Source organism: Rothia sp. HMSC065G12 (assembly GCF_001811455.1).
Lineage (GTDB): Bacteria > Actinomycetota > Actinomycetes > Actinomycetales > Micrococcaceae > Rothia > Rothia dentocariosa.
Genome location: NZ_KV804815.1, coordinates 606,232 through 632,388 on the forward strand (window position 1 = coordinate 606,232; position 26,157 = coordinate 632,388).

At 50.1% G+C, this 26,157-nt stretch carries 14 protein-coding genes and 1 pseudogene; 5 read left to right on the forward strand and 10 right to left on the reverse strand.

Annotated elements, in window-relative coordinates:
- Window positions 1-198: 198 nt before the first annotated feature.
- Complete coding sequence (ffh, locus tag HMPREF2804_RS07830; RefSeq protein ID WP_070627880.1) at window positions 199-1,785, reverse strand: signal recognition particle protein; 1,587 nt, start codon at window positions 1,783-1,785, stop codon at window positions 199-201.
- Window positions 1,786-1,973: 188 nt separating this feature from the next.
- Here ffh and HMPREF2804_RS07835 point away from each other — a divergent pair, with 188 nt between their 5' ends.
- Window positions 1,974-2,423, forward strand: coding sequence for an NUDIX hydrolase (locus HMPREF2804_RS07835; RefSeq protein ID WP_070627882.1), 450 nt, complete (start codon window positions 1,974-1,976; stop codon window positions 2,421-2,423).
- A 117-nt stretch (window positions 2,424-2,540) separates the two neighbouring features.
- Here the strand turns inward: HMPREF2804_RS07835 and HMPREF2804_RS07840 are convergent, their stop codons facing one another.
- Both HMPREF2804_RS07840 and HMPREF2804_RS07845 read right to left on the reverse strand, forming a co-directional pair.
- Window positions 2,541-5,828 (reverse strand): type I restriction endonuclease subunit R, encoded by a 3,288-nt coding sequence (locus HMPREF2804_RS07840; RefSeq protein WP_070627884.1) that lies wholly within the window; start codon window positions 5,826-5,828, stop codon window positions 2,541-2,543.
- A gap of 175 nt (window positions 5,829-6,003) precedes the next feature.
- Window positions 6,004-8,643: a hypothetical protein gene (locus HMPREF2804_RS07845; RefSeq protein WP_070627886.1), complete on the reverse strand. Its 2,640-nt coding sequence runs from the start codon at window positions 8,641-8,643 to the stop codon at window positions 6,004-6,006.
- A gap of 240 nt (window positions 8,644-8,883) precedes the next feature.
- Here HMPREF2804_RS07845 and HMPREF2804_RS07850 point away from each other — a divergent pair, with 240 nt between their 5' ends.
- Window positions 8,884-9,501, forward strand: coding sequence for a hypothetical protein (locus tag HMPREF2804_RS07850; RefSeq protein WP_070627888.1), 618 nt, complete (start codon window positions 8,884-8,886; stop codon window positions 9,499-9,501).
- Between the two features lie 57 nt (window positions 9,502-9,558).
- On the opposite strand, the pseudogene HMPREF2804_RS11460 reads toward HMPREF2804_RS07850, so the two are convergent.
- The 5 genes and pseudogenes from HMPREF2804_RS11460 to HMPREF2804_RS07875 form a co-directional block, all read right to left on the reverse strand.
- Window positions 9,559-10,023: pseudogene (locus tag HMPREF2804_RS11460) on the reverse strand (DUF4411 family protein); the annotation flags it as partial.
- A 30-nt stretch (window positions 10,024-10,053) separates the two neighbouring features.
- A complete protein-coding gene (locus tag HMPREF2804_RS07860; protein WP_070627892.1) occupies window positions 10,054-11,235 on the reverse strand; it encodes an ImmA/IrrE family metallo-endopeptidase in 1,182 nt (393 codons plus the stop codon).
- Between the two features lie 91 nt (window positions 11,236-11,326).
- Window positions 11,327-12,868 (reverse strand): AlbA family DNA-binding domain-containing protein, encoded by a 1,542-nt coding sequence (locus HMPREF2804_RS07865; RefSeq protein ID WP_070627894.1) that lies wholly within the window; start codon window positions 12,866-12,868, stop codon window positions 11,327-11,329.
- A 14-nt stretch (window positions 12,869-12,882) separates the two neighbouring features.
- Window positions 12,883-14,043 (reverse strand): restriction endonuclease subunit S, encoded by a 1,161-nt coding sequence (locus HMPREF2804_RS07870; protein WP_070627896.1) that lies wholly within the window; start codon window positions 14,041-14,043, stop codon window positions 12,883-12,885.
- Entirely contained in the window at window positions 14,043-15,821 is a 1,779-nt protein-coding gene (locus HMPREF2804_RS07875; RefSeq protein ID WP_083308361.1) for a type I restriction-modification system subunit M, read from the reverse strand. Before HMPREF2804_RS07875 ends, HMPREF2804_RS07870 begins: the two co-directional genes overlap by 1 nt.
- 877 nt (window positions 15,822-16,698) lie before the next feature.
- On the opposite strand from HMPREF2804_RS07875, the gene HMPREF2804_RS07880 reads away from it, so the two are divergent.
- Window positions 16,699-17,637, forward strand: coding sequence for a hypothetical protein (locus tag HMPREF2804_RS07880; RefSeq protein WP_070627899.1), 939 nt, complete (start codon window positions 16,699-16,701; stop codon window positions 17,635-17,637).
- A 186-nt stretch (window positions 17,638-17,823) separates the two neighbouring features.
- On the opposite strand, the gene ftsY is transcribed toward HMPREF2804_RS07880, so the two are convergent.
- The gene (ftsY, locus tag HMPREF2804_RS07885; RefSeq protein WP_048755259.1) at window positions 17,824-18,927 is read right to left on the reverse strand and encodes a signal recognition particle-docking protein FtsY; all 1,104 of its coding nucleotides are present in this window, start codon (window positions 18,925-18,927) and stop codon (window positions 17,824-17,826) included.
- Between the two features lie 280 nt (window positions 18,928-19,207).
- Here ftsY and HMPREF2804_RS07890 point away from each other — a divergent pair, with 280 nt between their 5' ends.
- A complete protein-coding gene (locus HMPREF2804_RS07890) occupies window positions 19,208-20,827 on the forward strand; it encodes an MFS transporter (RefSeq protein WP_246824217.1) in 1,620 nt (539 codons plus the stop codon).
- A gap of 84 nt (window positions 20,828-20,911) precedes the next feature.
- On the opposite strand, the gene smc is transcribed toward HMPREF2804_RS07890, so the two are convergent.
- Window positions 20,912-24,529 carry a chromosome segregation protein SMC gene (smc, locus tag HMPREF2804_RS07895; RefSeq protein ID WP_070627901.1) on the reverse strand — a complete coding sequence of 1,206 codons (3,618 nt, stop codon included), beginning with the start codon at window positions 24,527-24,529 and terminating at the stop codon, window positions 20,912-20,914.
- 444 nt (window positions 24,530-24,973) lie between these two features.
- Here smc and HMPREF2804_RS07900 point away from each other — a divergent pair, with 444 nt between their 5' ends.
- Window positions 24,974-26,047 (forward strand): 3-oxoacyl-ACP synthase III, encoded by a 1,074-nt coding sequence (locus tag HMPREF2804_RS07900; protein ID WP_070627903.1) that lies wholly within the window; start codon window positions 24,974-24,976, stop codon window positions 26,045-26,047.
- The last annotated feature ends 110 nt before the right edge of the window (window positions 26,048-26,157 follow it).

A 26,157-nucleotide genomic window follows, 5' to 3' on the forward strand; every position in this document is an offset into this window, starting at 1 on the left:
CGTGACCTGATGGTGTGTGTCATAGGCGCGGTATTATCGAATCCTCTATACCAGAGTAACGCGTATGTCTTCATGATGTGTGAATACGGAGTGAGTCGTCTTCATACACCGGTAAATTCTTGTCAAACAACGTTCACGATGTTTGACGGCTCTTTCATAAAGCCGCCAGAACACCGCGAACACCATTTCACAGTCCCTCTACTGTAGGAACTTCTCAAAGCCCTTCGGCAGATTCATCTTCGAAAGATCAAGATCTTCTTGCTGCTGCGCCTGCTGCCCGAAAGCCGCACCCTGGCGTGCCTTCTGAGCGGCAAGTGCCTCTGCCTCTTGCTGCTTACGCTTCATGGGGTTGCCTGAGCGACCCGCCTTCTTCTTGTTATTATTTTTCTTATTCTTTTTACGGTTACTTCCGCCAGCCGCGGCCATACCGGGCATCTGCATGCCGCCAGGCATACCAGACATCTTGCCGGTGGCAAGCTTCTTCATCATCTTCTGTGCCTGAGCAAAACGCTCCATGAGCTGATTCACCTCAGAAACAGTCACGCCCGAACCTTTCGCGATACGCGCACGGCGTGAGCCGTTAATGATCTTCGGTGCCACACGTTCATGCGGGGTCATCGAACGTACAATAGCTTCAACGCGGTCAATTTCACGTTCGTCAAAAGACTCTAGCTGCTGGCGCATCTGGGCGGCACCGGGCATCATCATGAGAAGTTTCTTCATGGAACCCAGCTTGCGAATCTGCTGCATCTGCGCCAAGAAATCATCAAAGGTGAAGTCTTCCTGATCGATGAATTTCTTGGCCATGCGGTCGGCTTCTGCCTTATCCCACGTGGCCTCTGCCTGCTCGATCAGGGTGAGCACATCGCCCATATCCAGAATGCGGCTGGCCATACGGTCGGGGTGGAATTGCTCGAAATCATCCACGTTCTCACCCGTGGATGCGAACATAATCGGTTTGCCGGTAACCGAAGCAACGGAAAGAGCCGCACCGCCGCGGGCGTCACCATCAAGTTTAGAGAGCACTACACCGGTAAAGTCCACACCCTCGTTGAAGGCATTTGCGGTATTCACGGCGTCCTGACCAATCATCGCGTCGATTACGAACAGGACTTCTTGAGGCTCAATAGCATCGCGGATATTACGCGCCTGCTGCATGAGTTCAGCATCCACACCCAAACGGCCTGCGGTATCAACGATCACCACGTCATGGAGCTTCGCACGCGCTTCAGCAACGCCATCTCGTGCAACCTGCACAGGATCGCCAGTAGGGGTATCAAATTCACTGGTCACACCCGGGTGGGACGCGAAAACGGGTACGCCCGCGCGCTCGCCCACAACCTTCAGCTGGGTCACCGCGTTCGGACGCTGCAAGTCAGATGCCACCAGGATAGGGGTATGCCCCTGCCCCTTGAGCCACTTCGCGAGTTTACCCGCCAGCGTGGTTTTACCGGCACCCTGCAGACCAGCCAGCATAATAATGGTGGGACCGGTCTTAGCCATGTTAATGCGGCGAGTCTGCCCGCCCAGAATGGTAATAAGCTCTTCGTTTACAATCTTGACGATCTGCTGTGAAGGGTTGAGTGCCTCTGAGACCTCAGCACCGAGGGCACGCTCTTTAATATGTGCGGCGAATTCACGGACAACAGGCACGGCGACATCCGCATCCAGCAGAGCGCGGCGAATTTCGCGGACGGTTGCGTCAATGTCTGCCTCAGAGAGGCGGCCCTTGCCACGCAGGTTTTTAAAGGTTGCCGTCAAACGGTCAGAGAGAGAATTGAACACGAGCCGTGATCACTTTCTTATCGTCGAGGAAACGGACTGCACCCAGCTTGAACCCAAGATGGTCGCCCATTTTTAAGATGCTTACTCAATCTCCAAGGATACAGGATGTGCCAAGATCTACTGTCGATGACACCCTCCAATGAGCGTTTGGCGAAACTGTATACAATACGCAGTTAGATAATAAAGGTATGGATTTTCGAACGACAGCTGCAGGATATCAGTACGGTGTGCGAGCTTCGGCACTGATCATACACGCCGGTAAGCTCTTGACCTACAGTCACGACGGCAAATATTTTGTGCCCGGCGGCGCTGTACAAGTTGGTGAGCACAGCGCGGATGCGGTGCGTCGCGAAGTACGCGAAGAACTAGGCATCGGCTGCACGGTTCGGAAGCTTGCGTTCGTAGGAGAGCACCTTTTCACAGTGCACGATATACCGAACCACCGCATCGAATTTCACTACCTCGTGGAGGTTAATCCTGAAGCGGTTCCGATAACTACCTGCGAAGAGGAGCATCGCTACCCCTGTGTCTGGCTGCCGCTCGATTCCCTGGCGGATTATCCGCTCAAACCAGAGTTTCTTACACATGAGCTGCCGCAGTGGAACGGAAAACTCAAGCACCTGGCAACCCATGAATAGGGTGTTCTGGCAAGCGAATACACAAACCGGGAGCGTTTTCTTCATCTGGTAACAATTTAAGATGAAGAAAACGCTCCCGCTTCTTAAGACTCGAAGGATACTGTGTACTTGAAATACTCAGCCACCAAGCAACGCATCCTGCGCTAAGTCTTCAGCCTCACGCATAATGCGTATACGGGCTTTTTCCTGTGCTTTTGGCGGATACTTATATTTATTGAAGATACGCTTGAGTTTAACCCGGAATGCTGCACGCTCCTGTCCGCTCTCCAGCCAACGCTTGGGTAGCTTCTGAATCACAGCAGAAATATCCCTAGTGATTTTCCCCAGGACATCATCATCTAAGATTTCCTCAGGAGATGCACTTGCCTTGAGCGCGTCAAAGAGAGCCGTTTCTGCTTCAGTGAAACCGAGCGCTTCTCCACGAGCTATATCGGCCCGAAGCTCCTTTTCAAAATGAGCCAAAGCGGTCATAGTTTCCGCCAGAGTTGTGACTCCGCGGTTATAGCGTTCAACTACTTGTTTGAGCTTGTCACCGAAGTATTCCTGCCGAGTACGGTTTTTCCCGGCAACGTCCTGAATACGCTGCATCATAGCCCGCTCGGCGGTTTCTACTGCGAGAGTTGGTGTAGAAGTTTTGGCGATCCTTTTCAAGTTTTCTTCGTTGAGCTCTCGAATATTGATGTGTTCGTTGCCATCTGCCAACGTCACCAAAATAGTGTCTCGGCTTTCGAGCATGCTCTCTGCCAGTAAGCGCAGCTCATGCATAGCATTTTCAGGAGTTTGAGTACGCCCTTTAATACGTTCTTCGCCCAGGACTGCTTTAATGCTGTTCAAGACTGCTCGTAAAAATTCAATTTCGTCAGTTCGCTCAAGCACACGCTTAACATACTCGTTTTCAGTAGCTTGCTTGATATGCCGGTAGGTACGCTCCATGGTGATCAGTCGCGCCATAATTCGAGCATAACGGCGCTGGTCATCCGGCATATCGGGGTTGCTCTGTTCGTTCCTACGAAACTCTAAAATACTGTTACATACGCCCAACACCACGTTTAAACGTCGTGCCCCGTTGACATTCTGGTGCACTTGCTCTATCCAGTTTCGCTGTCCTAATAGGTTCCGCAGCTGGTCGAGAATATCAAGCAACTGGAAAGATTTAATACGCAAGCTTTCGTCGGCAGCGTTTTCAACCGGATTACGTTCATCGTCAGCATACCGTTCCAATGCTTCAGAGAGATTCTTTTGAAGCGGTAAGTAGCTCACGATGAGGCCTGCGCTTTTCCCTTGAAAACGTCGGTTAATACGGGCTATGGTCTGCATCAGGTTATGTCCGCTCTGGGATTTATCCATATAGAGCGTATGCATAACTGGAGCATCAAAACCGGTGAGAAGCATATCGCTTACTATGACCAGTTCAAGGGGGTCCTTGGGGTCCCTAATACGTGCTTGCAATTCTCGTGACTGTTTTTTGATACGTGCGAACCGAGCCATTTCAGGTCCTTCAGAAGCAGGACCACGAGAATACATAACCTGAATTTTACCGGTATGTACATCCTCACCGTTACGCTCCGGCGCCCAATCAGGGCGTATCTCTACGATAGCATCGTACAGTTTTGAGGCGTGCTCACGGCATGACGTGACTATCATACCTTTTCCATACACCCCTAACTCTTCCTCCATGTTTTCACGTCGCGTTTCCCAATGAGACACGATGTCTTGAGCAACTTGTTTAAGGCGATCTTTTGAAATCAGAAGCTCTTTTAAGCGAGCGACATTTTTAGCTATGTCTAGGCGTTGCTCTTCATCAAGGTCTTCAGTGATCTGCTCGGCGAGCGCAGTGATAGTCTCTTCGCTCTCGCCATCACGTAAGGCTAGAGGAATATAGCGAGAATCGTAGTAAAGCGGTACTGTAGCTCCTTCCGCTACGGCGCGGTCGATGCTATACACATGAATATAATCACCAAATACATGAACAGTTGAGCCGGTAGTATTGTCGATAGGAGTACCGGTGAAGGCAATATATTTAGCGTGTGGCAGGGCACGATTAATGTTATTAGCATAACCGTCATCTAAGCTGCCGTAGTGGGAGCGGTGCGCCTCATCGACAATGAGCACGATGTTCTCACGGTCTGAAAGCAACGGAAACTCTTGGTGTTTCTGCTTGTCGCTTTCCGTTAGACCAAATTTTTGTAACGTGGTGAAGTAGATCCCTCCTGCTTGGCGACCTTTAAGTTCTAGGCGCAGTTCATCCCGGCTTTGAATGCGTTGAGGCTGGTCAGTGAGAAGCTGGTCTTTGCGGAAGGTGGAATAAAGCTGATCGTCAAGGTCAGTCCGGTCAGTAACCACCACAATGGTGGGGTTGTGCATGCGTTTATGAGCCATGATGGCACGGGCATAAAACAGCATGGTATATGACTTACCGGAACCTTGAGTGTGCCATACAACGCCCACACGTCCTTTTTCTCCCCGTCCCGTGGGCACGTTGATGGTGTTTGTGAGTGCTTTCTCAACCGCGAAGTATTGGTGAGACATAGCAATAATCTTCGTGAGGTGGCTCTGCCCAGCCTTGCCTTCGTTCTGCACAAAAAGAGTGTATTTGAAGAGCATATCAAGCAGAATATCTGGGTTTCCAAGCGAGTCGAGCATACGATCCAATGTCGTGTATGTCTGCCCATCAACTTCTTCGAGAACAGGGGTTTCAGTACCACTAGGTGTATAGTTCCAGGGCGCTAAGTACTGATACGGTGTGAAAGGAGTTCCATACATGGAGGTAATCCCATCACTCATAATGTTCAGAATATTGAAGGTAAATGCTTGAGGGAAGTAGGTGCTGTAGGTATTAAGTTGCTGGTAGGCATCTTCAATAGTTGAGTTACTTGCTCCGGGATTTTTAAGTTCGATAATCCCAACGGGTAATCCGTTGCAGTAAAGCACTACGTCAAATCGGTATTCTCGCTCACGTTCTTTGATAATCACCTGCTGTACCGCCAACCATTCATTATCGTCCGCATCGCGGCTGACGATACGGGCTGTATGGGTCTGTTGCGATCCATCAGCTGCAGTCATCTCAATCTTCACCCCTTCGGTCATGTACCGGTAGGCTCGCATATTTTCTGAGATGAGGTCATTACTTTGGACAGTGGTTACTTTGGTGAATACCTCCTGTAATTTTTCAGGGGGTAGCCACGGGTTGAGAACGCTAATCGCCTCTTTGAGAGCGCCAGGAATCAGGATGGAGTGGTAACTTTCACGAGCATGCTCAGGCATGGTGAAGGGCAGGATAGACTCTTGAGCAGACCGACGCTCTGACGGATCAGTGAAGGGTGCTATAGCTGTACCGTCGGTAATTTTCCAGCCTAGATCATGGAGATCTGAAAGAACGCGTATTTCCCAATCTTTTTCAAGCATATTACTAATGGTTCCCTTCGTTTTGAGTTTATTGCTTGCATCTGAAGCGGTGTTTGAGCCTATATTCTCAGTGTGGCAGGTTGTACCTTGGTACCCAAGTAGCGTCTGAGTTACCCGGGGGTAACACTAGAAGAGACCGACCTCTTGTGGTGGAACGACATCTGTAGCTTGGACTCTAAACATCAGACCTCTTCCGAAGGTTTTGATGATGCGCAAATCCTCTGATGCTGAGGTTGCCTGAGGTGATACCATGAACACTAATGTTTTGCATGGTTCGTACTTTTTCGAGGGCACGCTGTAGCTTATCTTCCAGGTTCTTCAGATCTGTGAATGATTGAGCGTAAGCGCTGATATCAGCTTCTTCTTCCGGGGTTGGTGCAGCTTCGCCAAGCAACCACAGCATCTGATTTTCAGCGGAAGTGTATCCTTGCCGTTCTTTCGCTGGCAAGGTTCGTGGATCCTTCGCGTTTCGGAGCTTCACGCTAGGTAGATATGCCGTGTAAGGTAGACGGAGCTGCCTCCAGTTAAAAACCTTTGACTTTATGCGCTTTTCTGGAGATAGGTAACTTCCTACTCCGCTTCCTTCGCTCTCCTTCTGGCTGTTGAGGGAACTCAGCAGAAGCGCAGCTAATGTTGTAGAGCGTTCGTACCGGTGAGCGTTTCCATCTTCAGACGGAGAAAGCCGAAGGACAAACGCTGGTGAAGACACCAGGTTATTGCCCTCTTGGTCGACGTAGACAGCAGGACCTGGCGCGTCGGTTGTATGCGCGGGGTACACTACAATATCGTACTCTTCGGTCAAGGTAGCTTCATCAGGTAAATTCTGCGAAGTCAAAAAGTGAACCTGCTGAGGCAATTGTCCCATCATGTTGTATCTGCTCAAGGCATACGGATCAAACACGGTGTGCTCACTGTAATTGGGTTCACCAAATCGTAGACAGCCAGTTTCCAGTTTATTGCCGGGAACATACAGGATCCTGCGCTCTTCAATAAGATGTTCTAGAGGAACCTCGTAACTATCACTGCCACGGTAACGTATATTTTCTTCGGGAGCCCGAGGAATAACTGGCCAAGGCTCTAAAGTTGTATCCGCAATATCGTCTAGCATCTCTTGAAGCTGCTGGGGAATACGCAGCATCATCTCATAATCACTGAGCAGGCTACCGCCAGGTGCTTCACGGTACACTTCATGGAATGAAGCATGCTCAAGCTTGTCTGAGCGGACGATGCACCCAATAGTTAGATCTTCTGGATGAATTTCTCCCGTATTCAGGTATGAGAGCACGGTCTGGGCTACTGTATGGGCACGCTGGGTGTTTTTATCCGAGTCAGGTTTATCCTCTGCCAAGGCAGCGTAGGAAAGATCAGCAAGATATACGGAGTTTTGTAGCTGTTCTCCAAGAGTGGGAACGCGGAATACGGCTAGCCCCAATTTAGCTTTGGTGTTGCGTTTAAGCCTGTTATCGCCAAGGTTGATCAAGGCACGTAACCGCATCTTGTGGTACGGGTTTTCATGCTCTGTGCTGAGCATCCCAGTGCGTTCATAGGGCACATACCAGGGCTTTGTCTCTTGGGGCAGGCGACGTGAACCTCCAAATTTACTGAGGATATCGTGTAGTCCAAGCACGACCAGGTTTTCTCCAGGTTGGAGAGTACTTACTTGCTTATCCTCACTGTAGGCATATGCGAAGATTGTTTCCCATTGTTTGTCTTGCGCTTCATAAAGGTGTCGCAGGCCTGTTAAATCTGTATCTAAGGGAAGAAACAGTAGGTGATCAGAGGGCAGCTTCCCGTTGTAGGGATCTGGCGTTTCTGATCCATGTATTTCGAGAGCGCGCTGCAGTCCTTCGTCGCTCAGCGCAGCAAGCATCAGCTTATAGACGTTAAGTTGCCGCTGCTCGGTATTTTCTGAGGAAGCGCTCGATTCTACACTGAAGGATACATTTTCAGCACGCTCAAAATTGTGGGCAAGAGCTACAGAGGCAAATTCGTATGTACTGTTCGCGCCATGGACCAGAAGTTCTCGGCGGTTACCAAGTATTTCTTCCAGATAAAGCAGAACCTCGTGGTTGGGGACGGTGTGGTGCTGATCGCGGTGAGAGATTTTCTCTCGAACAGCCTGTATTTCTGCAAATTTATGGTTCTGCTCCATATACTCTTCGGCTACAGCGAAGGCGTAAGCACAGGTAAGACGCATGCAATCTTGAGACGTCAGCAGAGTATTGCGCGGTTGTGCATGGATGAGGGTTTCGCACCCCTGTTCTAAAACAGGAACCACAATATCCATAATCAGCGGGCGTTGCTCTTCAGGAAAAGCCTCAATAATAAGCCAAGTGGGTGGTTCTCGATGTACACGAATAGAGTTCTGGGAATAAGGTTCTGTTTCTGATGCTTTGAGCTCAAAGCTAGTTTGTGGACGCTGAACGTAAGCGGTTTCAAGGATATGAAGTGGGTTTTCGACCGTCTGGTCGAGTGGGGTGTAGAGCATCACGAGTGCGCTCAAAAGCTCGGTAACTCCTACCGGATCGGCGGTGTTGGTAAACTCGGCGAGAAACCGTTCACGAAGCAAATTGCAGGTGAATTCTTCGGGACTTGATGTTTTAGTGCGGTTCTTACCTGTGGCGTTTCCATGATCGTCAAGACCAAGCATAATACCGAAGGCAAGACCTAAGTCGATCTCGTTCTCGGCGGTAAGTGCAGGGGCAAGTTCTTTCTTGGTGAGCTTTTTAATGGCTGCTTCGCTCACTCCCGCTGCGGCAGCCAGTCGGGCACGGCTTAGGGAGAAGCCCGATACAAGAGCACGAAGGTCCTCCATATATCTCCTGCAAAATTTTACATTTCAACAAAATATGCTGTGGTGATGAGTTTTCTCTGATTTTGATTATCGCAAAATTCTGGAGGAAATGTGCATAAACCGTGCCGCACCCAGCAGCGATGCTGGAGGATGACGAGTTTGGTGGCAAGGTTCTTCGGAGAGTTATACGTTAGAACTGTATCTAAAGGTTCTCTTCGTATGAAGAAGGGATCATATCGTTCAAAATATTAGGAGGCGTCCATGGCAGTTCCCTTAGAAGCATTCACTTCTTTCTTTGCAAATACTATTAAAAATATCCTCCCGAAGAACGTACGTATATTTGATGTACTTGTTGCTTCGCTCATGTGGTGTGTATTTACTGAAGCGGCAATACCAAATATCTCGCTTCTTTCGGCTCTTAACGAAATCTTTCGCTATGCTCACCTTGATACGCAGTGGTACACGATAGTTCAAGAAGTTGCTCGACTCAACGGCGTGTTCATGTTTTGCTTGGTTACCCTTAGCATCGGAAATTTTCATGTGGCCTACATTAATAGGCTAGAGATGTCATTATCCTACGCACCTACATGGATTATATTAAGCTTAACAATGATCACGCTACGTGGGACTACTCCCTTCGAGTGGATCATAATTTTAAGTACTTCAGGGATACTTTTTATCTTTGGCAATGCGTATCAATTCTCCGAGAGTAGGCCTAAGAGGCTTGAAAACCTGGTAGCACTTATAAGGTCACTAATTTCTGTAGCTTTTTCCCCGATATACCTCTTATACAACATTGTGACGGCTTCTACTCAACTTCCTGAAACTATGGCGCAGAATGATTATCTTCGTCGTATGCCTTCGGGAGCGATCTACTAATAGGTATTACCTTACTATCTCATGGGCTTTCACCGCGTACCGGTCGGTGAAAGCCCATCAGATTGATCCGCCAAGGGACCTCATCATCTCGAAGGGGTCGCAGTACTTTACTCCATGTGCGTGGCAGGCGTCTGGTATCAGAATTCTATTCTTCGACTCAGGTGCAGGCTGCTCAAGAGTCACAACCATGTAGTCATGCGCTTTAGCGAAAGCGACAAGCAAGCTATCAGCAACACTCAGAAATTCATTTTTAGCTGTTTGCTTGTATTGGTCTTTGTTCTGTGCCCAGTTAGCGACTTCTCTGAAAGCTCCTATGCTTTCCGCTGTCAAAGGCTTAAAATACTCTTTTCTTTCTGTGACCCATTGTGCGAGTTCGTCCTTACCAGCGATAAGCTCTTGATAAACGGGAAGAATACTGATGATCCGTCCCTGTTGAGCGATCTCATTGTGGAGCCATCTCCAATAACTGGGGACTATATCGTGTGCATAATATCTGCGGTGAGCTTCTACTAAGACATTAGTATCAAGGAAAAAATAGTATCGGAAGACACGTTACGCTTCCCTTACCTTCTGTGCGAGTTTCTCATAGGTTTCTGTTTTGGGTACACCAAGTAGGCGGTGCGCTTCCGTATAGGTGGTGCGTCCGCTGGCGGCATCAGCGAAAACTGCGCTCGCGAACCGTTTGCCCAGAGCATAGACCTTGGTGAGGTAATAATTACCTCCACCAGAGGTTTTACCGCTTTCTTGTGCGTGAGCAATGGCCTTTTCACGCATGGACGGATACAGAGCTGCATATTTCTGCCTGGAAATAAGCTCCTCTGTTAGCAGGCTATTGAGAATCGTGAGGGTGCTAACGCAGAAGTGCGAGGCCAGCTTCTCTATCGAGTCCTCTGTTATCTCTTCCCCATCGCCGGGTAATGCTTGTATTTTTTTGTGTATCTTTGCAGGAGGAACTAAAAAGTGTGCAGCAAAGGAGTCGCACCAGCGTTCGTTGTGAGCCTGTTGCTCTGCATGCTGCTGATGTACCTCTTCGCCGCTGGAGACAGATACTCCGCTCTCCCCTAGCAGAAGATGCCCCAGCTCATGCAATAATGTAAAGATTTGGGCGTTTTTAGTGTCGCGACCGTTGACAAAAATGGTGGGTGCATAGTCATCGGACAGAGAGAACCCGCTAAACTCATTCGGATCGTAGATGCGGTGGGTGTTAGAGCCCACAACCCCAGCAATACTGACGAGAAAACCGTTTTCCTCCAGCAGCTCTATGATCGCTTTGCGTGCCTCTGCCCCAGGACGGGCCATTCCAGGTATATACCCGAATTCATGGCGGATACGGTCGGCTACCTGTTCAGGTTTGCTTGCTAGAGTTTCAGACCCCACATATTCATTCGCTTCTAAGCCACGCGCAATAGCATAGTCACGGTACCAGCTTTGTCGCCGCTGCTGTTCCATGATGGTTTCAGTCAGCTCAGCAGAGTATTTCTCTGGTGCGGAACCACGGAACCGAAAATCAAGAAGAAGTTTTTCTTCAACAGGAGGCTCAGAGAGGAAGAGCATACCGAAGGGAACATGGGTCTTCTGGGCAAACTTCGTGAGCTGGCTAATGGTTGGCTGACTATCTTGTCTGAGCCATTCAGAAATACGTAGCTTGTCAAAAGCCTTTTCAGTCTCGGACATGTCAGCACGGTCAAGCGCCCAGCGGAGCACGCTTGGCTGCACGGGAACTTTAACGCTCATTGATTTCTTCCTTTCCTCTAATACTTTACAGTCTATCGGGCCTCGTGAGGTTTTTGAGAGCACTCATTATGGGTTACCGCTTCAATAACCTTTAGTAATTACTCTCGGTAAATTGGTTATACATTTCATCAAAATCCAAGCTATACCAGTCAGACCCATAGTTATTCTCTGATTCTTGTCTTGCAGTCTGAAATATTTCAAAAAATACCTTTCGCGCAGATTCCATCTCGCTTTCAGAAAATAAATTTTTTAACTTATTATCATCTTTCCATATATCAAAGATTTCCTGTTCAAATCTAGACACGTTATATGCCGAACAGGCGGGGTAAGCACCATGCCATTCAGAGGCATAATAACTCATTATCCAATAATTCAAAAAATCAAATTTACATAAAGATTCAAGAATTATGTTAGGGTTATCCAACACCTCTGAGGGCAAGGACTCTTCAGGAATATCTGGACGAAACTCAGATAATTCTTTTATAAGTTCATAAGAGGTAGTAATCATCAAACCTGCATGTCCAGGTTCAAACTCTTGGCGGCGAGAAGATACTGTCTGTAGTGCCCTTACCCATCCATATCGGTTCCATACAGGATTAGATATCTTCTGCATAGCAGTAATACGCACTTCTTTCCACATCTTTTTACGAACCGCTAAAGACCCTAAAACGTATATCATATTAAGTATATCGAGAGACCTATCATTTAAAGAGTTTTCTGAATCTACGGACACAAGGTCAGATATTTTGGTAACACAGTAAGTATAAATTTCAGTTTTTCGAAAATCTAGTGCAACGCATCCAATAACGACTAATCTTGTTAGTGCGTCTAAGAAATATTCCCTAGGATTTCCATAATTAAACAATTTATCAATGAATCGAATAATATCGTCATTAAGGTTTTCACGCATATATAGTTCAGCGGCCTGATATATCACCTTAGGTGATGAGTGAATGTTCAATTCTACACTAGTCTTATTCATAATATCAGTATAACCAGAGCTGCGAATATCTTTGATCATTTTCATAATTTCACTCGATATTTTATTAACATGTTCCATAGATTCATTTCTAATTTTACGATTATGCTCCTCCAAAAGAATATCCCAATGTGAATTATCAATACGGGTATTTGTTGCCCCTTCTCGAATATAAATGTCACCTTTTCGAAACATAATCTTATTTTTCCTTTTATGACATTCTGGACAGTTAGTTCCCTGTACCTTATTCGTATACTCACCTTGTACAGAAAAAACAAGCGGGAACCCATTACCGGGGAAATGAATGGTGATAATTAGTACGGTAGAACCTTCAATATCATGCACTCTAGACTCTAAATTCACCTCTCCGTCTACATATTTCTTGATAATTTCTCGCAGTTTTGAGGGGTCATATATACCTTGAGGAGCGCTAAACTCTCCCGGTGGAAGAATTGCACCACTATCATCTACTCCCACAACAAGACTGCCACCTGGCGCCCTATTTGCCATAGAGACGACATCCAAGACAAAACTTATTTTTCCTTTGGGAGTTGATAGATCTATCGTCCTCTTAAAGTCTAAGTGACTGTTCTCAGACTGATTTAGAAGACTTTTAAGGTAGTCAATATCTACGCTAGGTTTCCATGTTGCCATAGTATTTTATTCCCCTATCCGATTAGTTTTTTTATAAGTAAGTTACGCATATTTGAGAGAGCTATATTCTCATCACGCAAGTTTTCGAGCTGACGAAAAAAGGACCTAATATTTCCTATCCGCGCAAGCTCTTCTTCAGAAGGAATCCTAATAGGGAGGGCAGCAAGGTCCTGCCATTTTACACGTTGGCGCCCAGTGCTGCCGCTCATGAGAGCTATTGCCCTCTCGCGGAAAGGTTCACTACGTGATATCCCATAAGGGAGCATCAAAAAATCCTTTGACTTCGCGCGCATCACGATAAATTCTGTTGAGCCACATCCTGGTTCGGACCCAAGCCCCATAGCTAGAGCAGCTTTACCGTTTTCAAGACATGGAGTGATACGTGCCAACAGTGTATCTCCATTCTCAAATTTTGCCCCCGTCCATGAGCCTTTCTTTAATATGTTACTTGTAACTGCTCCTTGAGTAGGTAAAGCATTCATATCAATATATTGATACTCTTCTTTTCCTTGAGGTTTCCTTACTCTTGGAGAGAATTCAATAATATCTGAAAGTACACCATTCGGGATGTCAGTAAACATATTAAAATTATCAACTATATTTACTGCTATATAACTTACAGTTCGGATAATGCAGTTATTTGCTTCTATTTTGTCATCAAGGGAGCCCAAAATACCAACAATGCGTTCTTGCTCTTCATGTGGAGGAATAATAACTTCAATAATATCAAAAGTTTTTCGAGTGATAGTAGAAAATATTGAACCATGCGAGTTTTGACGAAGTTCTTCAATAACAGTCCGAAGTAAATAATATAAATATGACTGATTCAACTTATCTGGAATTGCTCGGATCCCAAAGCAAGACTGATTAAATGCCATGGGACTAGATAACTGAGCTAGTTCACCAACTGTACCACGTGCCGATATTATAATATCGTCCTTTAAAAGAAGTTTAGTAGAACTATTTTCTAAACCATCCTGAGTAATTTTTTTCTCTGTATCATAAACATACCGAGAGTCACCCGAAAAGTCAGTCACAGATAACCAGGGAATATCTCCATTCCAGTACTCAGGATTAGACGTCTTAGGCGTGCCACCACCTATAATCTCTACAATGTCTGACAATACGTACTTTTTCCACCCAGCCGCACGCTGAGCATCCGTTAGAGTCGCCATTACTCCTCCACTCCTTCGGGCACTAAACCACCAAGGTCTAACGATGCCAGCTGCTCCCGAACTACCTGTGCCAGACGTTCAGACTCCGCGAACTGTTCAAGTAATTGTGCCTGCAGATCGACTATTCGAGCATCCAATGCTTGAACATCTTCTGCTTCAGCCTCGGGGCTTCCCACGTAGCGTCCAGGAGTTAGCACATAATCCTGTTCCGCCACCTGCTCACGTGACGCGCTGAAGCTAAAACCTGGCTCATCGTCATAAGGCTGAATTGCTACGGATTCTCCCTCTCCTATAAGGGTGCCGTCATCGTGATACATCGACTTCACTCCGCGCCACGCACACCAGGTATTCGCAATCTTCGCGATCTCGGCCTCAGAGAACACGCGCTCCGTGCGGCTCACCATATGACCCATCTTCCGGGCATCCATGAATAGAATCTCGCCCGAGCGATCCTTTGAACCGTTCCGTCCTGCTTTCTTGTCCTTTGACAAAATCCATACACATGCCGGAGAGCTCGTGGTCGTAAACATATTTGAGGGCAGCACCAATACAGCTGCGACCGCATCATTTTCAATCATGGCGCGGCGAATCTCGCCCTGCCCACTGGTCTCAACAGTCAACGTACCATTTGCCATCACCACGGCTGCGGTACCGTTTGGATTCAGCTTCGACCATACATGCTGCAGCCAGCCATAGTTAGCGTTCCCAGCGGGAGGAATACCAAAACGCCAGCGAGGATCATCCGTATTAAGAGCCCAGTCCTTGTCATTGAATGGAGGGTTCGTCATCACAAAATCAAAGCTCTTCGCAGGGTGACGATCTTCCACAAAAGTATCGCCCCAGCGGGTACCTAAATCTCCATCAATACCATGGATCGCAAGATTAAGACGGGCTAACCGCCATGTCTTTTGAATGGACTCTTGCCCATATACATACAGTTTCGTACGGCGACCTTGGTCATCGACGTTAAAGTTACCACCCGCATGTTCCACAAACACATTTGACTGCACGAACATGCCACCCGAGCCACAGCACGGGTCATACAGCGTGCCGTCCGTCGGCTGAAGAATACCCACCAGAGTATTCACTACCGTAGTCGGGGTATAAAACTCACCACCTTTCTGTCCCTCTTTGCGAGCAAACTTCCCCAAGAAATACTCGTACACGAATCCCAAAACGTCCTTCGTTGAGGAATGCTCCGAATCGCGCACTGCAGAAAAGTTCGTATTTGAGATCAAGTCAATCACGCTCGCCAGACGGCGCTGATCTACACCCTCACCGTTATAAATTACGGGCAGCGCGCCTTGCAGGTTCTTGTTATGCTCCATGACTGCGATCATCGCTCGATCCAGAAGCTCCCCAACTGCCCCGCTTTTCACCTGCTGGGAAATCGCTGTCCAACGGGCCTCACGTGGCACATAGAATGCTGCCTTTGCATAGTACTCGTCCGGGTCTTCTAGAGCTTCAAGAAGGTCATCTCCGTCGTACATTTCACTCAGCTCATCCTTCAGCTGAGCGCGAGTAACCTCAAACGTATCACCCACATACTTCAAGAAAATCAGACCTAAAATAAAATCACTATATTCCGAAGCGTACATAGAGCCACGTAGCTTATCTGCTGCTTTCCACAGGTGACCGGCGAGCTCTTTCGACGTGGTTGGCGTAGAGACACCTGGTTTTTTCTTTGACGAAGAGTTTTTTGGGCGCCTCTTACTGGCAGAGGTCTTATCTGTGCTAATGCTCTCTAAGTTAAGAGCCTGCTGTTCGGCGTGAGCCATGAGCAATTAATCCTAACTCTCAAAAATTCTTGCAACACCTAGTACGTTGCATTGAGATCGCTACCCATGAGGGTAATATTCATGTGTTTGAGGCAGAGGCGGAAGTCACGCCACCACTTCACTATTCTACAAACAGTGCACCGAGTGCACCTTACGATTTGTCAATCCTGACAGCCCGCAGAAACTACAGGTATAGATTTACATGCGGCTGCCATAAAACTAGTTCTTGACCAATATCTGGTTTTATCTCTGTATTCACTGATAACCGAGGATTCGAACCAGAACTAGATAACTTTATAGGCTGTGGCCGCACCTTCTGTCTTACTCCCGGTTTCTTAGATTTCTTGCCGCTCTGGTTTTTAGGCGGGAACAGATCTCTTGAGGTCAAATGCCACATTGAACAAAAGGGACATCGATAGACTCGTTTTTCTTCACGTTTACTCTTGCGGTTCATAGGACTAGCACATCTACTGAGCGCTATCATTGCTGCGAGCCTGTCTGCGTATCCCATCTTGCCAGTTCTACCGCAACGCCCTGTGGGCTTTGCACGGTATGACTTACCAGCTTTCATGCAAAGTTCCCGGCGGATTTTTCCGTTATGGCGACTTTTCCGGCTGTATCTTGCCATCTTTACATCCCCTCTACTTGGATACTTTCGCTTTTGGTGGGGTTAGTTCTTTCGCCGCCCCTTCAAGAAACACATTAGACCTAGCAGGGTTTTCAGGAAACCGCAGAAAAAGTTACCCGGGGGTAACTTTATTTCCCCTAGAAACACGAGTTTTACACGACGTACGGTAAAGACACCGAGCGGATACTATCGTCTAAATCTTCAAGGCTCTGACCGCTCCAGAGTCTTGAATACAGAGGAATGAAAGATATGAACTGGATGAATATTGCAGAGAGCACGACCGCAACGCTGATTGCCGGTGGGGTTACCGCCCTTGCAGGCGGTATTTACGCAGCAGTCAAAGTTAAACCGACTCGACGTAAAAACGGATACTCTAAGGACGGAACAAGCAACGTGAATCAAAGCATTGGCAATGTTTCCGGAAATAACAATCAAATACTGAATCACCACAGAGATGGACCCGTTGCGCAGGTTTCAGGCGACAATAATCATGTTGACCAGAGTACTAACGTGACTCATCACAACCATAATTCTCCGCAGAAAACCCCCGATGACGACGCAGAAAACATTCTCATGATGGTCGTGATACCTATTCTAGTCGCTGCCCTTTTTCTGGTCTCATGGCCAGTAGTGAATGCTATTTTGGTGGTTGCCTTAGCTATCGTAGCTATTTTGAGTATTACCGTTATTATCGCGGGGAAAAAATCTAAAAAGCTAAAGGATACTGCAACGTCCCGGTTCTTCTGGTTCCCCTTAGAAGTAACTGCACTTTCAGCACCATTAGCCCTATCACTAGTACGCATGAATACTCCGGGAAACCAGTGGAGCTTTGCTAGCATGAGGCAACGCATCTGGGAGAATATTAACGTTGCACAGGGGCAGCATGTTTCAGTAGTAGATATTGTGACATCTATCGGGAAACTCTATGGACCTCAAGGATACTTCGTCGTAATGCTCTACCTGCTGGCAGTCGTGATGATGTCTCTGGCGCTCCTGAAAGCTTTTTTGCCCTTAGTGGATTCATATGCGGTGCTTTACCATCACAAGCCTCGCACGATGAATCATCGCGAGTATCGTATCAACGCTCTGGTTGTTCTTGTACCGAGTCTAGTTGCTATTTGGCTCACTCATGATTGGGCGATTACCTGGATTGTTGAATCCTACGCTCGTCTGGCAGGGCACGGTTAGGTCGTCGCTAGATACGTCGGTCAGTAGCTTCGTAGGAAGAACTTGCGGGGTTGAGATAAAAATCGGGAGTGTTTTCTTCATCTGGGAGCAATTTAATTGCTCCCAGATGAAGAAAACACTCCCGGAAATACCGCCTCATTATGTGCCCCGCTAAAATGCCCGATGCACGAGAGCAGGGTTCAGCCGCTAATCGAGAAGCGCATCCACGAAGCCTTCGGGGTCGAAGGGGGCCAGATCGTCCGGACCTTCGCCGAGCCCCACGAGCTTGACGGGAACACCCAATTCTTCCTGAATAGCCACCACGATGCCGCCCTTTGCGGTACCGTCGAGCTTGGTGAGCACAATACCGGTCACGTCCACGATTTCGCCGAAGACCTTCGCCTGCACCATACCGTTCTGCCCGGTTGTCGCGTCAATTACCAAAAGCACCTCGGTCACGGGGGCTTCCTTTTCGATCACGCGCTTAATCTTGCCAAGCTGATCCATCAAACCGGCCTTATTCTGCAGGCGACCCGCAGTATCGACCAGCACCGTGCCAATACCCTCAGCCTTAGCGGTCTTCACCGCGTCGAAAGCAACAGAGGCAGGATCAGCACCTTCCTTCTCGCTGCGCACGGTCTTCACGCCCACGCGGTCACCCCAAGTCGTCAGCTGTTCGGAAGCCGCAGCACGGAAGGTATCAGCCGCGCCCAGCAGAAGCGAATTTCCATCTGCGACCATCACGCGGGCGATCTTACCGACCGTCGTGGTCTTCCCCACGCCGTTCACGCCGACCACAAGCACCACGCCAGGGTTACCGTCGGTGCCCTCGGTCTTTAGCTCACGATCCATTGTGGGACCGATAATCTCAAGAAGCTCTTCATGAAGCATCTTCTTCACGGCGGCAGGGTTATCGGTTCCCTCCACACGCACCCGCTTCTGAAGCGCCTCCACTAGGCGAGTGGTCGGCTCAGCACCCAAATCAGCCATGAGCAGAGTCTCTTCGACCTCATCCCAGACATCCTGATCGATGCGATCTCGTGAGAGCAGAGCCAAAAGCCCCTTGCCCAGCATGTTGTTCGACCGCGCCAAACGGGCACGCAACCGTACCAGACGCCCCGCCGAAGGATCAGGAATATCGTAACGGGAGGCTGGTTGCTCGGTCTCTTCCGATGTGTCTTCCGTCTGCGTATCATCAGCATCACGTGTGCTCGGATACCCGCCACGCGGCGCTTTAGCACCGCGTGTAAAGGCGAAAATGACGCCAGCAATCACTAATACACCCAGCACAACTGCCAGGATTATCCACATTGATTCATTCACACTACTAGCTTACCGGCTGGTATGAAGATGAAAAGGGGGCTTGTGAAGGAAAATCCGTTCTGCAGCGCACTTCCGCATAAAATGACTCTTCGCTCAGGCGTTTCACGGCAGACAAGGAATATCCTCAATGCTCCCGACCCACAATTCTTAAGAAGAGTAGACTAGTGAGAGCAAGCGGCATCAGACAAGATGATGCGCTCCCTCTAACCAACACGCACGGCAGCTTCGCCGCTAGAGTGGTTCTACCGCCAAATACTCAGAAAGAGTTATGACTCCGCACGAACACAACGCACAGTCCCGAGGCTCCTCCCCCGCAGAAACTCAGCAGGATACCGGGAAGGACGAACCTTCCAATACCGGCAGCACGCAGCAATGCACACCGGACTATATGAGCGCCGCAACCGGTGCGATCCCTATCGTCAGCCCCGGAGCGGATGCCATCGCATCCGCAACTATTGAGGATGAGAGCGGCAGGCGCATCCAGCTCACGAAGGCTGACGAAACTGAAGGTACACCGCCTGAAACACCTGCAAAAACTCGTATTCCTACCGGGTTGAAGGTACTCATTGCCGCATCTTTTATGATCGCGCTCGGGTACGGACTCGTAGCACCTGTACTCCCCAGTTTTGCGCGTAGCTTTAACGTGGGAGTAGCGGCAACAACGATTGTGGTCTCGGCATTGGCAGCCATGCGGTTAGTCTTCGCACCGGGGGCGGGCAAGCTCATCTCACGGTTTGGTGAGCGCCCTATCTACACCTGCGGCATGGTTATTGTGGCGGTTTCGTCCTTCGTAAATGCCGCTGCCTGGGATTACTGGGTGCTGCTCGCTTCGCGCGCATTCGCAGGTATTGGTTCGGTCATGTTCACGGTTTCTGCGATGGGTCTTCTGGTGCGTCTAGCACCTTCGCATATGCGCGGGCGGGTTTCGGGATACTACGCTACCGCATTCCTGCTCGGGAACATTATGGGGCCGGTCGTCGGCGGTGCACTCAGCGGCTTGGGGATGCGCCTGCCATTTGCCCTCTACGGCTGCTCTCTGCTAATAGCTGGGGCTATCGTCTGGTTCATGATGCCTCCTGCCGATCAGATTGATGCCGAACGTGAGGCATATAGCCTTCCCACCCAGCATGATACTGGCTCCAAAGCTTCCCCCGATGTTAATGAGCCCGATACTAATGATGCTCCTGCAACCGATGTACCGGCTTCGGGCGAGGAATCACCCCGGCAGAAAACCCCTATGCCAGCCACGATGACCGTTCGGCAAGCACTCAAATTTACGAACTACCGGTCGGCGCTTTTCACGAACTTTACGATTGGCTGGGCTGTTTTAGGTATACAGTCCTCTCTCATTCCTCTGCTCGCGGCGTATTTGGCGACGGGCGGCGATGCGTCTAGGGCACCAGAGGGAACCGTCCTTGCTTCCACGGTGATGGCGGTCGGTTCGTTAGCAAATGCTCTTACCCAAACCGTTTCTGGGCGTCTATCAGACAACTTGGGGCGGCGCATCATGATTTTTATCGGTTTGCTTATCGCCGGAACCGCCATTTCGACTATTGGTATTTCTTCGGCGCCTTGGATGCTTGTGGCTCTCATCGTGGGTATGGGGTCTGGGGCAGCGCTGATCACGCCCTCGCTGCAAGCCTCTGTTGCCGATGTTATCGGTAGCAAACGCGATGGTGCACCCGTGCTTGCAACCTTCCAAATGCATAGTGACTTCGGCATGATTCTGGGCCCGCTTCTCGCCGGTACTGTTGCCGATACGTGGGGCTTCACACCTGCATTCATGCTCTGCGGAGGTTTGCTCCTGGCAGCTTCACTCACCTGGCTACCGTTCCGTACTCCACACTGGCCCCGCGAACTGGCGGATGAGAACTATACCGGAAGGTAAGGGAACATTCACAAAATACTGTGGGCTAAGAACACTCGAAGGTGTTCTTAGCCCACAGTATTTTATTTTGTGCCTAGAAAACGTTTAGAGAAGCTCGCGCAGCTCATCCATATTTTGTGAGATTACAGTCGAAACACCGTTGCGCATCGAAACGCCGTAAAGGGTTTGTGCAATCTGCATCGTACGTTTTTGATGGGTGACCACGATGAGCTGCGAGCGCTCCCCCAGTTCTTGCAGTACTGTGAGGACTCGCCCTAGGTTGCGGTCGTCAAGGGCTGCTTCTACCTCATCAAGGGCATAAAACGGTGAGGGGCTTGCCATAAAGATGGCGATTAACAACGCCAGGGATGCGAGCGATCGTTCTCCACCGGAAAGAAGCGAGAGACGTTTGACTTTTTTGCCAGCCGGACGGGCATAAATATCTACGCCTGAGTTAAGAATATCGTCAGGGTCGGAGAGCTCTAGGCGACCTTCACCTCCGGGGAAAAGTATGCCGAAGATACGTTCATAGTGCTCGTTTACGGTGTTGAATGCCTGCGTGAAAACTTCAGTAATGTGGGTGGTGACTTCGTCCATGACAGTCATGACATCGCCGCGAGATTTTTTGAGGTCAGCGATTTGTTCTCGCAGGTAGGTGTGTCGTTCGGTGAGTGCTTCGTATTCTTCGAGGGCGAGGGGGTTGATTTTGCCGAGCTTTTCGAGTTCGCGTTCGGTGGCGGCAAGCCGTGTTTGAATGGTCTCGGTGGGTACGTAATCTTCGGCGTTTTCGTCTGGGTTGGGGTGTGTCTGCAGAATTTCGTCGAGAGGCAGCTGGGTCAGAAGCCGTGAGCGTTCTGCCAGAGTTTCACGACGGGTTTCGAGGCGTGCGAGTTCGGTTTCGGCGCGCGAGATGAGGGCGAGGGCTGCTTGATGGGCCGTTGCAAGGTCTTGTTCTTCGGTGTGGGTTTCGGCACGTTGTTCGGCGGTTTTGCTCATGCTATGAGCGATTTCGTCAAGATGATTTTTCCAGGTTTCTGCTTCAGTGGCTAGAGCATCAGCTAGCGCATGAGCTTGGCGCTGTTGTGACCGTGCTGCGGTAGCTAGGCGATGCGCTTGCTCGCGCGCTGCCTGCGCTGCGGTGAGAGCACGTTCTGCACGGCTATAAACCTCCCGGGTGCGTTCCATTGAGGCTTCTGCAGCATGCATTTCGGCGACTCGTTGTGCAGCTTCGGTCTGGATGCGGGCATGGTGCTGTTCTGCCTCATGCAGTGTTTTGCGTGCCTGCGCGAGAGAGCCTTCGAGATCGGCGGGGTTATCCGGGGTGCCGCCAGATTCAGCCTCTTTACTCCCTATGATGCTATGCGTCATACGAGCTTCTTCATGGGCGGTCAGCTCGTCGCGTGTCTGTTGGTATGCGCTCTGAAGTTCCTGTGCTTCATCTGCGGCATGGTGCAGTTTTTCGGCAGCGCGCGCGATCTCGGCATGCAGACTTTCGGATCGGCTTAGGATGCGCGCATGCTCCGCCTCGGCACGGGCGTGGGCGGCACGGGATTCGCCTAGAAGTTTGGCGATTCCGCGTTCTGTCTCGATTGCAGCGGTGAGAGCGCGTTCGGCAGTCGTAAGCTTTTTCTTGGCACGGTTGAGTTTTTCTAGAGCTTTTTCGGCGTCGTCACGGGAGGCCTGCGCGGCGGCGGCAAGTTCGAGGGCACTCTGTTCGTGTGCCGGGTGCAGAATACTGTAGGCGGTGTATTCGATTCCCTGCCTGTCGTAAACACGGTGAGCGCCGGCGGTAAGTGCTAAGGCAGCTGCGGGCGCATCCTGCACAAAGTAAACTCCGTGCAGGCGTGCGTAGAGTGCCGCGTTAAGAGCTGTGCGGGCAGATTTATCGAGTAAATTCTCTGCCGAGTCTGTGACAGGAGTAATGACCGTAAGCGCCGCTACGGCATCTGGCACATCTGAAAGATCCAGAGTTTTTTCCGCTAATTCTTCTGTCTTTCGAGATGGCTTCTTAGTCTTCGCTGTCTTCTTCCCAGCATCAGAGATAAGACGAGAAATATGGGTGTCTTGCGGGGCGTTAATTGCCGCCGATGCAAAGGCAGCCAGTGCGGCAGAGGCGGCGCGCTCCCAGCCTTTCTCGATGGTAAGAACCTCAAAAACACGCACGAGCTGATCGAGATGTACTTCCGAGAGATTGTCGGCTATCTCTAGGCTTTGCCCAAGGGCTTCTCGCAGAGTTGTGGCGCGTTCATGGGCACCAGCATATGTTTGGGAGGCCTCTAATACCTGGGCACGAACCTTCTCACGGGTTTCTTCGGCTTTAGTTCGTACGCTAGCGGCGGCGGTGAGATCCCGCTGGTGAGTTTCTTCTTCTGCTGCCGCCGTCTGCAGGACAGCCTCTGAGTGCGCTACGGTCTTAGCCATACGCGCAGATTCGGCGGTCAAGTCTTCGTGTTCAGCACGGCGGGTCTCTTCCATGGCACAAGCGCGTTCATAGGTGGCGCGTGCCACGGCGGTAGCTTCAGCAAGTTCGGCACGGCGTTTTCTAGCGCGGTCACGCTCAGCCTCGTGTTGAGCACGGGTGTTTTCCAATGTGGCGAGAGCACTTGTAAGTTCCTGTACTCGACGTTCAGATTCCTGAGCCTCCGTCTGCGCTTTTTCGTACTCAACAGCCGCGCTGTCACGATTTTTTTCATCCTCTGCAAGACGTTGTGCACAGCGCTCAACTTCCTGCCGATAGTCTTCAAGAGCAGGAGCGTTTTCTTCCGCTTGGGCACGCTCAACCGCTACCGCGATTACCGCGTTAACCCGTGCCACAAGCTCGCGGATGCGCACTAGATGAGCGTTCGCCTCCGTTTGCTCGCGGCGGGTTGATTCAAGATTCTCGTCGAGGGTTTTTCGCCGCGTCCGTATTTTTTCGCGGCTTTCATCGAGTTCATGCGCCTGCTCACTCGTATCGCTAAGTCGCCGGGTCTGTTCCTGTACTTGGGCGTTGAGCGCATGGGTTTCTCGGGCGATTAGTATGCCATGCAGCTCGCGGATGCGCGCTTGCAGTTCACGCGCGGTTGCCGCAGACTCTGCTTGATCCCCAAGCGGTTCCAACTGGTTGCTGAGCTCGGCAGCCAAGTCATTCAGGCGGGTCAGATTAGCACTCATGGCCTCAAGTTTGCGGGCGGTTTTATCCTGGCGGCGGCGGTATTTTAGGATTCCGGCGGCCTCTTCCATAATTTCGCGGCGTTCGGCGGCAGAGGCGTGCAAAATTTTATCGAGCTGACCCTGCCCGATAAGCACGTGCATCTCACGCCCCATTCCAGCTTCCGCGAGAATATCATGCACATCGGACAGACGAGCAGGCGACCCATTAATCTCATATTCGCTGCCACCGGCACGGAACATAGTACGTGAGATTTCGACAGTGTCGGCGGGTATCGACAGCGCACCATCCGTATTATCTAGGCGCAAAACAACTTGGGCACGCCCTAATTGGGATTTTCCGCTGTTTTCGGCTCCACTCGTACCAGAACCCGCAAAAATAACATCCTGCATGGAACCACCGCGCAGAGTTTTTGCCCCCTGCTCCCCCATAACCCAGGCGAGCGCATCCATAATATTTGATTTTCCCGAGCCGTTAGGTCCTACCACAGCGTTAATGCCGGGTGCGAATTCAAATGTGGTGGACGATGCGAAAGACTTGAAGCCGCGTAGGGTGAGCGAAGTCAGGTGCACGGATTGCCTTTCATCGGGTGGAAACCGCGCCGGGGTTTTAGCAGGCGCAGAGTAGTTCTATTGTACTCAGATGCATCATCAGCGTTCCGGGCGTGAAACGAGCTCATCCAGATTTTAAGGATGCACAACGGACGTTGCCCGGCTTTAGAAAAGTTTGCATCCTGAACTGCCGGGAAGCGTCGGCTTCCAGTTGAAGGTCTTAAGCGATAGGTGAACGAATATTCCGTATCTCGAAGCCGCCAAGGGCTGCACAATAACTTTACGCCTTGATATTCTAGGGATGTCTGCCATGCGGCGCACGGAGTCATGAATGCGGAATTTCGGACTTTAGGGCGCGGGTACGGTAGATTTAACTAAGTCGACGATGCGGGGAGCGTACCAGCGCCTCCGCTATTTCTTCGTTGTACCCATCATAGACGTACCTCCCTGTAAAGGTCATACAGATTGTCCAAACACACTGCAGCCGCGACTTCTGACGCAGATAAGCCCGGCGTAAATTCTGATATCCGGCATCGTAACGCTGCTTTACTTTCTATCGCGCATGAACTTCCTCCCCGTGTAGTTACAAGCTCATATTTTGACGAACAATTGTCCAACACCTATAAGCGTCTGAAGATGCCTAAGGGGTTACTGGAGCGTCTGGCGGGTATTAGCGAACGTCGTGGCTGGGCTGAGGGTCAAACTTTTGAAGATGGTGCCGTTGCTGCAGCAGAGAAAGCGCTTCAAGCTGCGAAGGTTGACCGGGACCAAGTGGGGCTGCTCATTAATGCTTCTGTAACCCGCGACAATTTTGAACCCGCAGTATCTGTGGGTATTCATGACCGCCTTAATCTGCCTCGTCACGCCCTAAACTTCGATATTACGAACGCCTGCCTAGGGTTTGTAAACGCTATGACTGTGGCGTCTACGATGATCGATTCCGGTGCTGTTGACTACGCTCTCGTTGTTGCCGGTGAAGATCCTTCCCCGTGGCATCGTACCGCCCTGCGGATTTTGAGCCAGCCTCATACATCTCGTGAGGATGTGCTCGCCCAGTTTGCTACCCTCACCCTCGGCTCGGGTGCGGCGGCGGCGGTACTCGGTAAGGCAGATGCGCATCCCGAAGGGCACCGCATCATCGGTTCGGTATCGCGTGCGGGAACTGAGCATCGTAATCTGTGCATTGGCGGTGAAGCTGATCAGGGCATGAATACCGATGCCGCTGGTCTTCTTGAGCATGGTCTGCAGCTGGTAGCTCAGGCTTGGGAACAAGCTCATGAGGACGGTTGGGAGTGGAGCAATATGGATTCCTATGTGACTCACCAGATTTCTAATGCTCACACCAACGCTATTATCGAAGCCGTAGGAATTAAACGTGACCGTATTCCGCTGACTTTCCCCGTTTGGGGTAACGTAGCGGCAGCGGCACTGCCTATGACTCTTGCGGAATGCGCCCCCACCTATAAAAAAGGTGACCGTATTCTATGCATGGGTGTGGGTTCCGGTTTGAATACTGCGCTCATGGAAATCAACTGGTAATGTGAATTAGTATCGTCTCATCGCGTGGGAGCCTCGGCAGGTGCGGGGCTCCTCACTGTATCGGTACATACCCCCCACGCCAAGGTACTCTGAATATCACCAGCGACGAG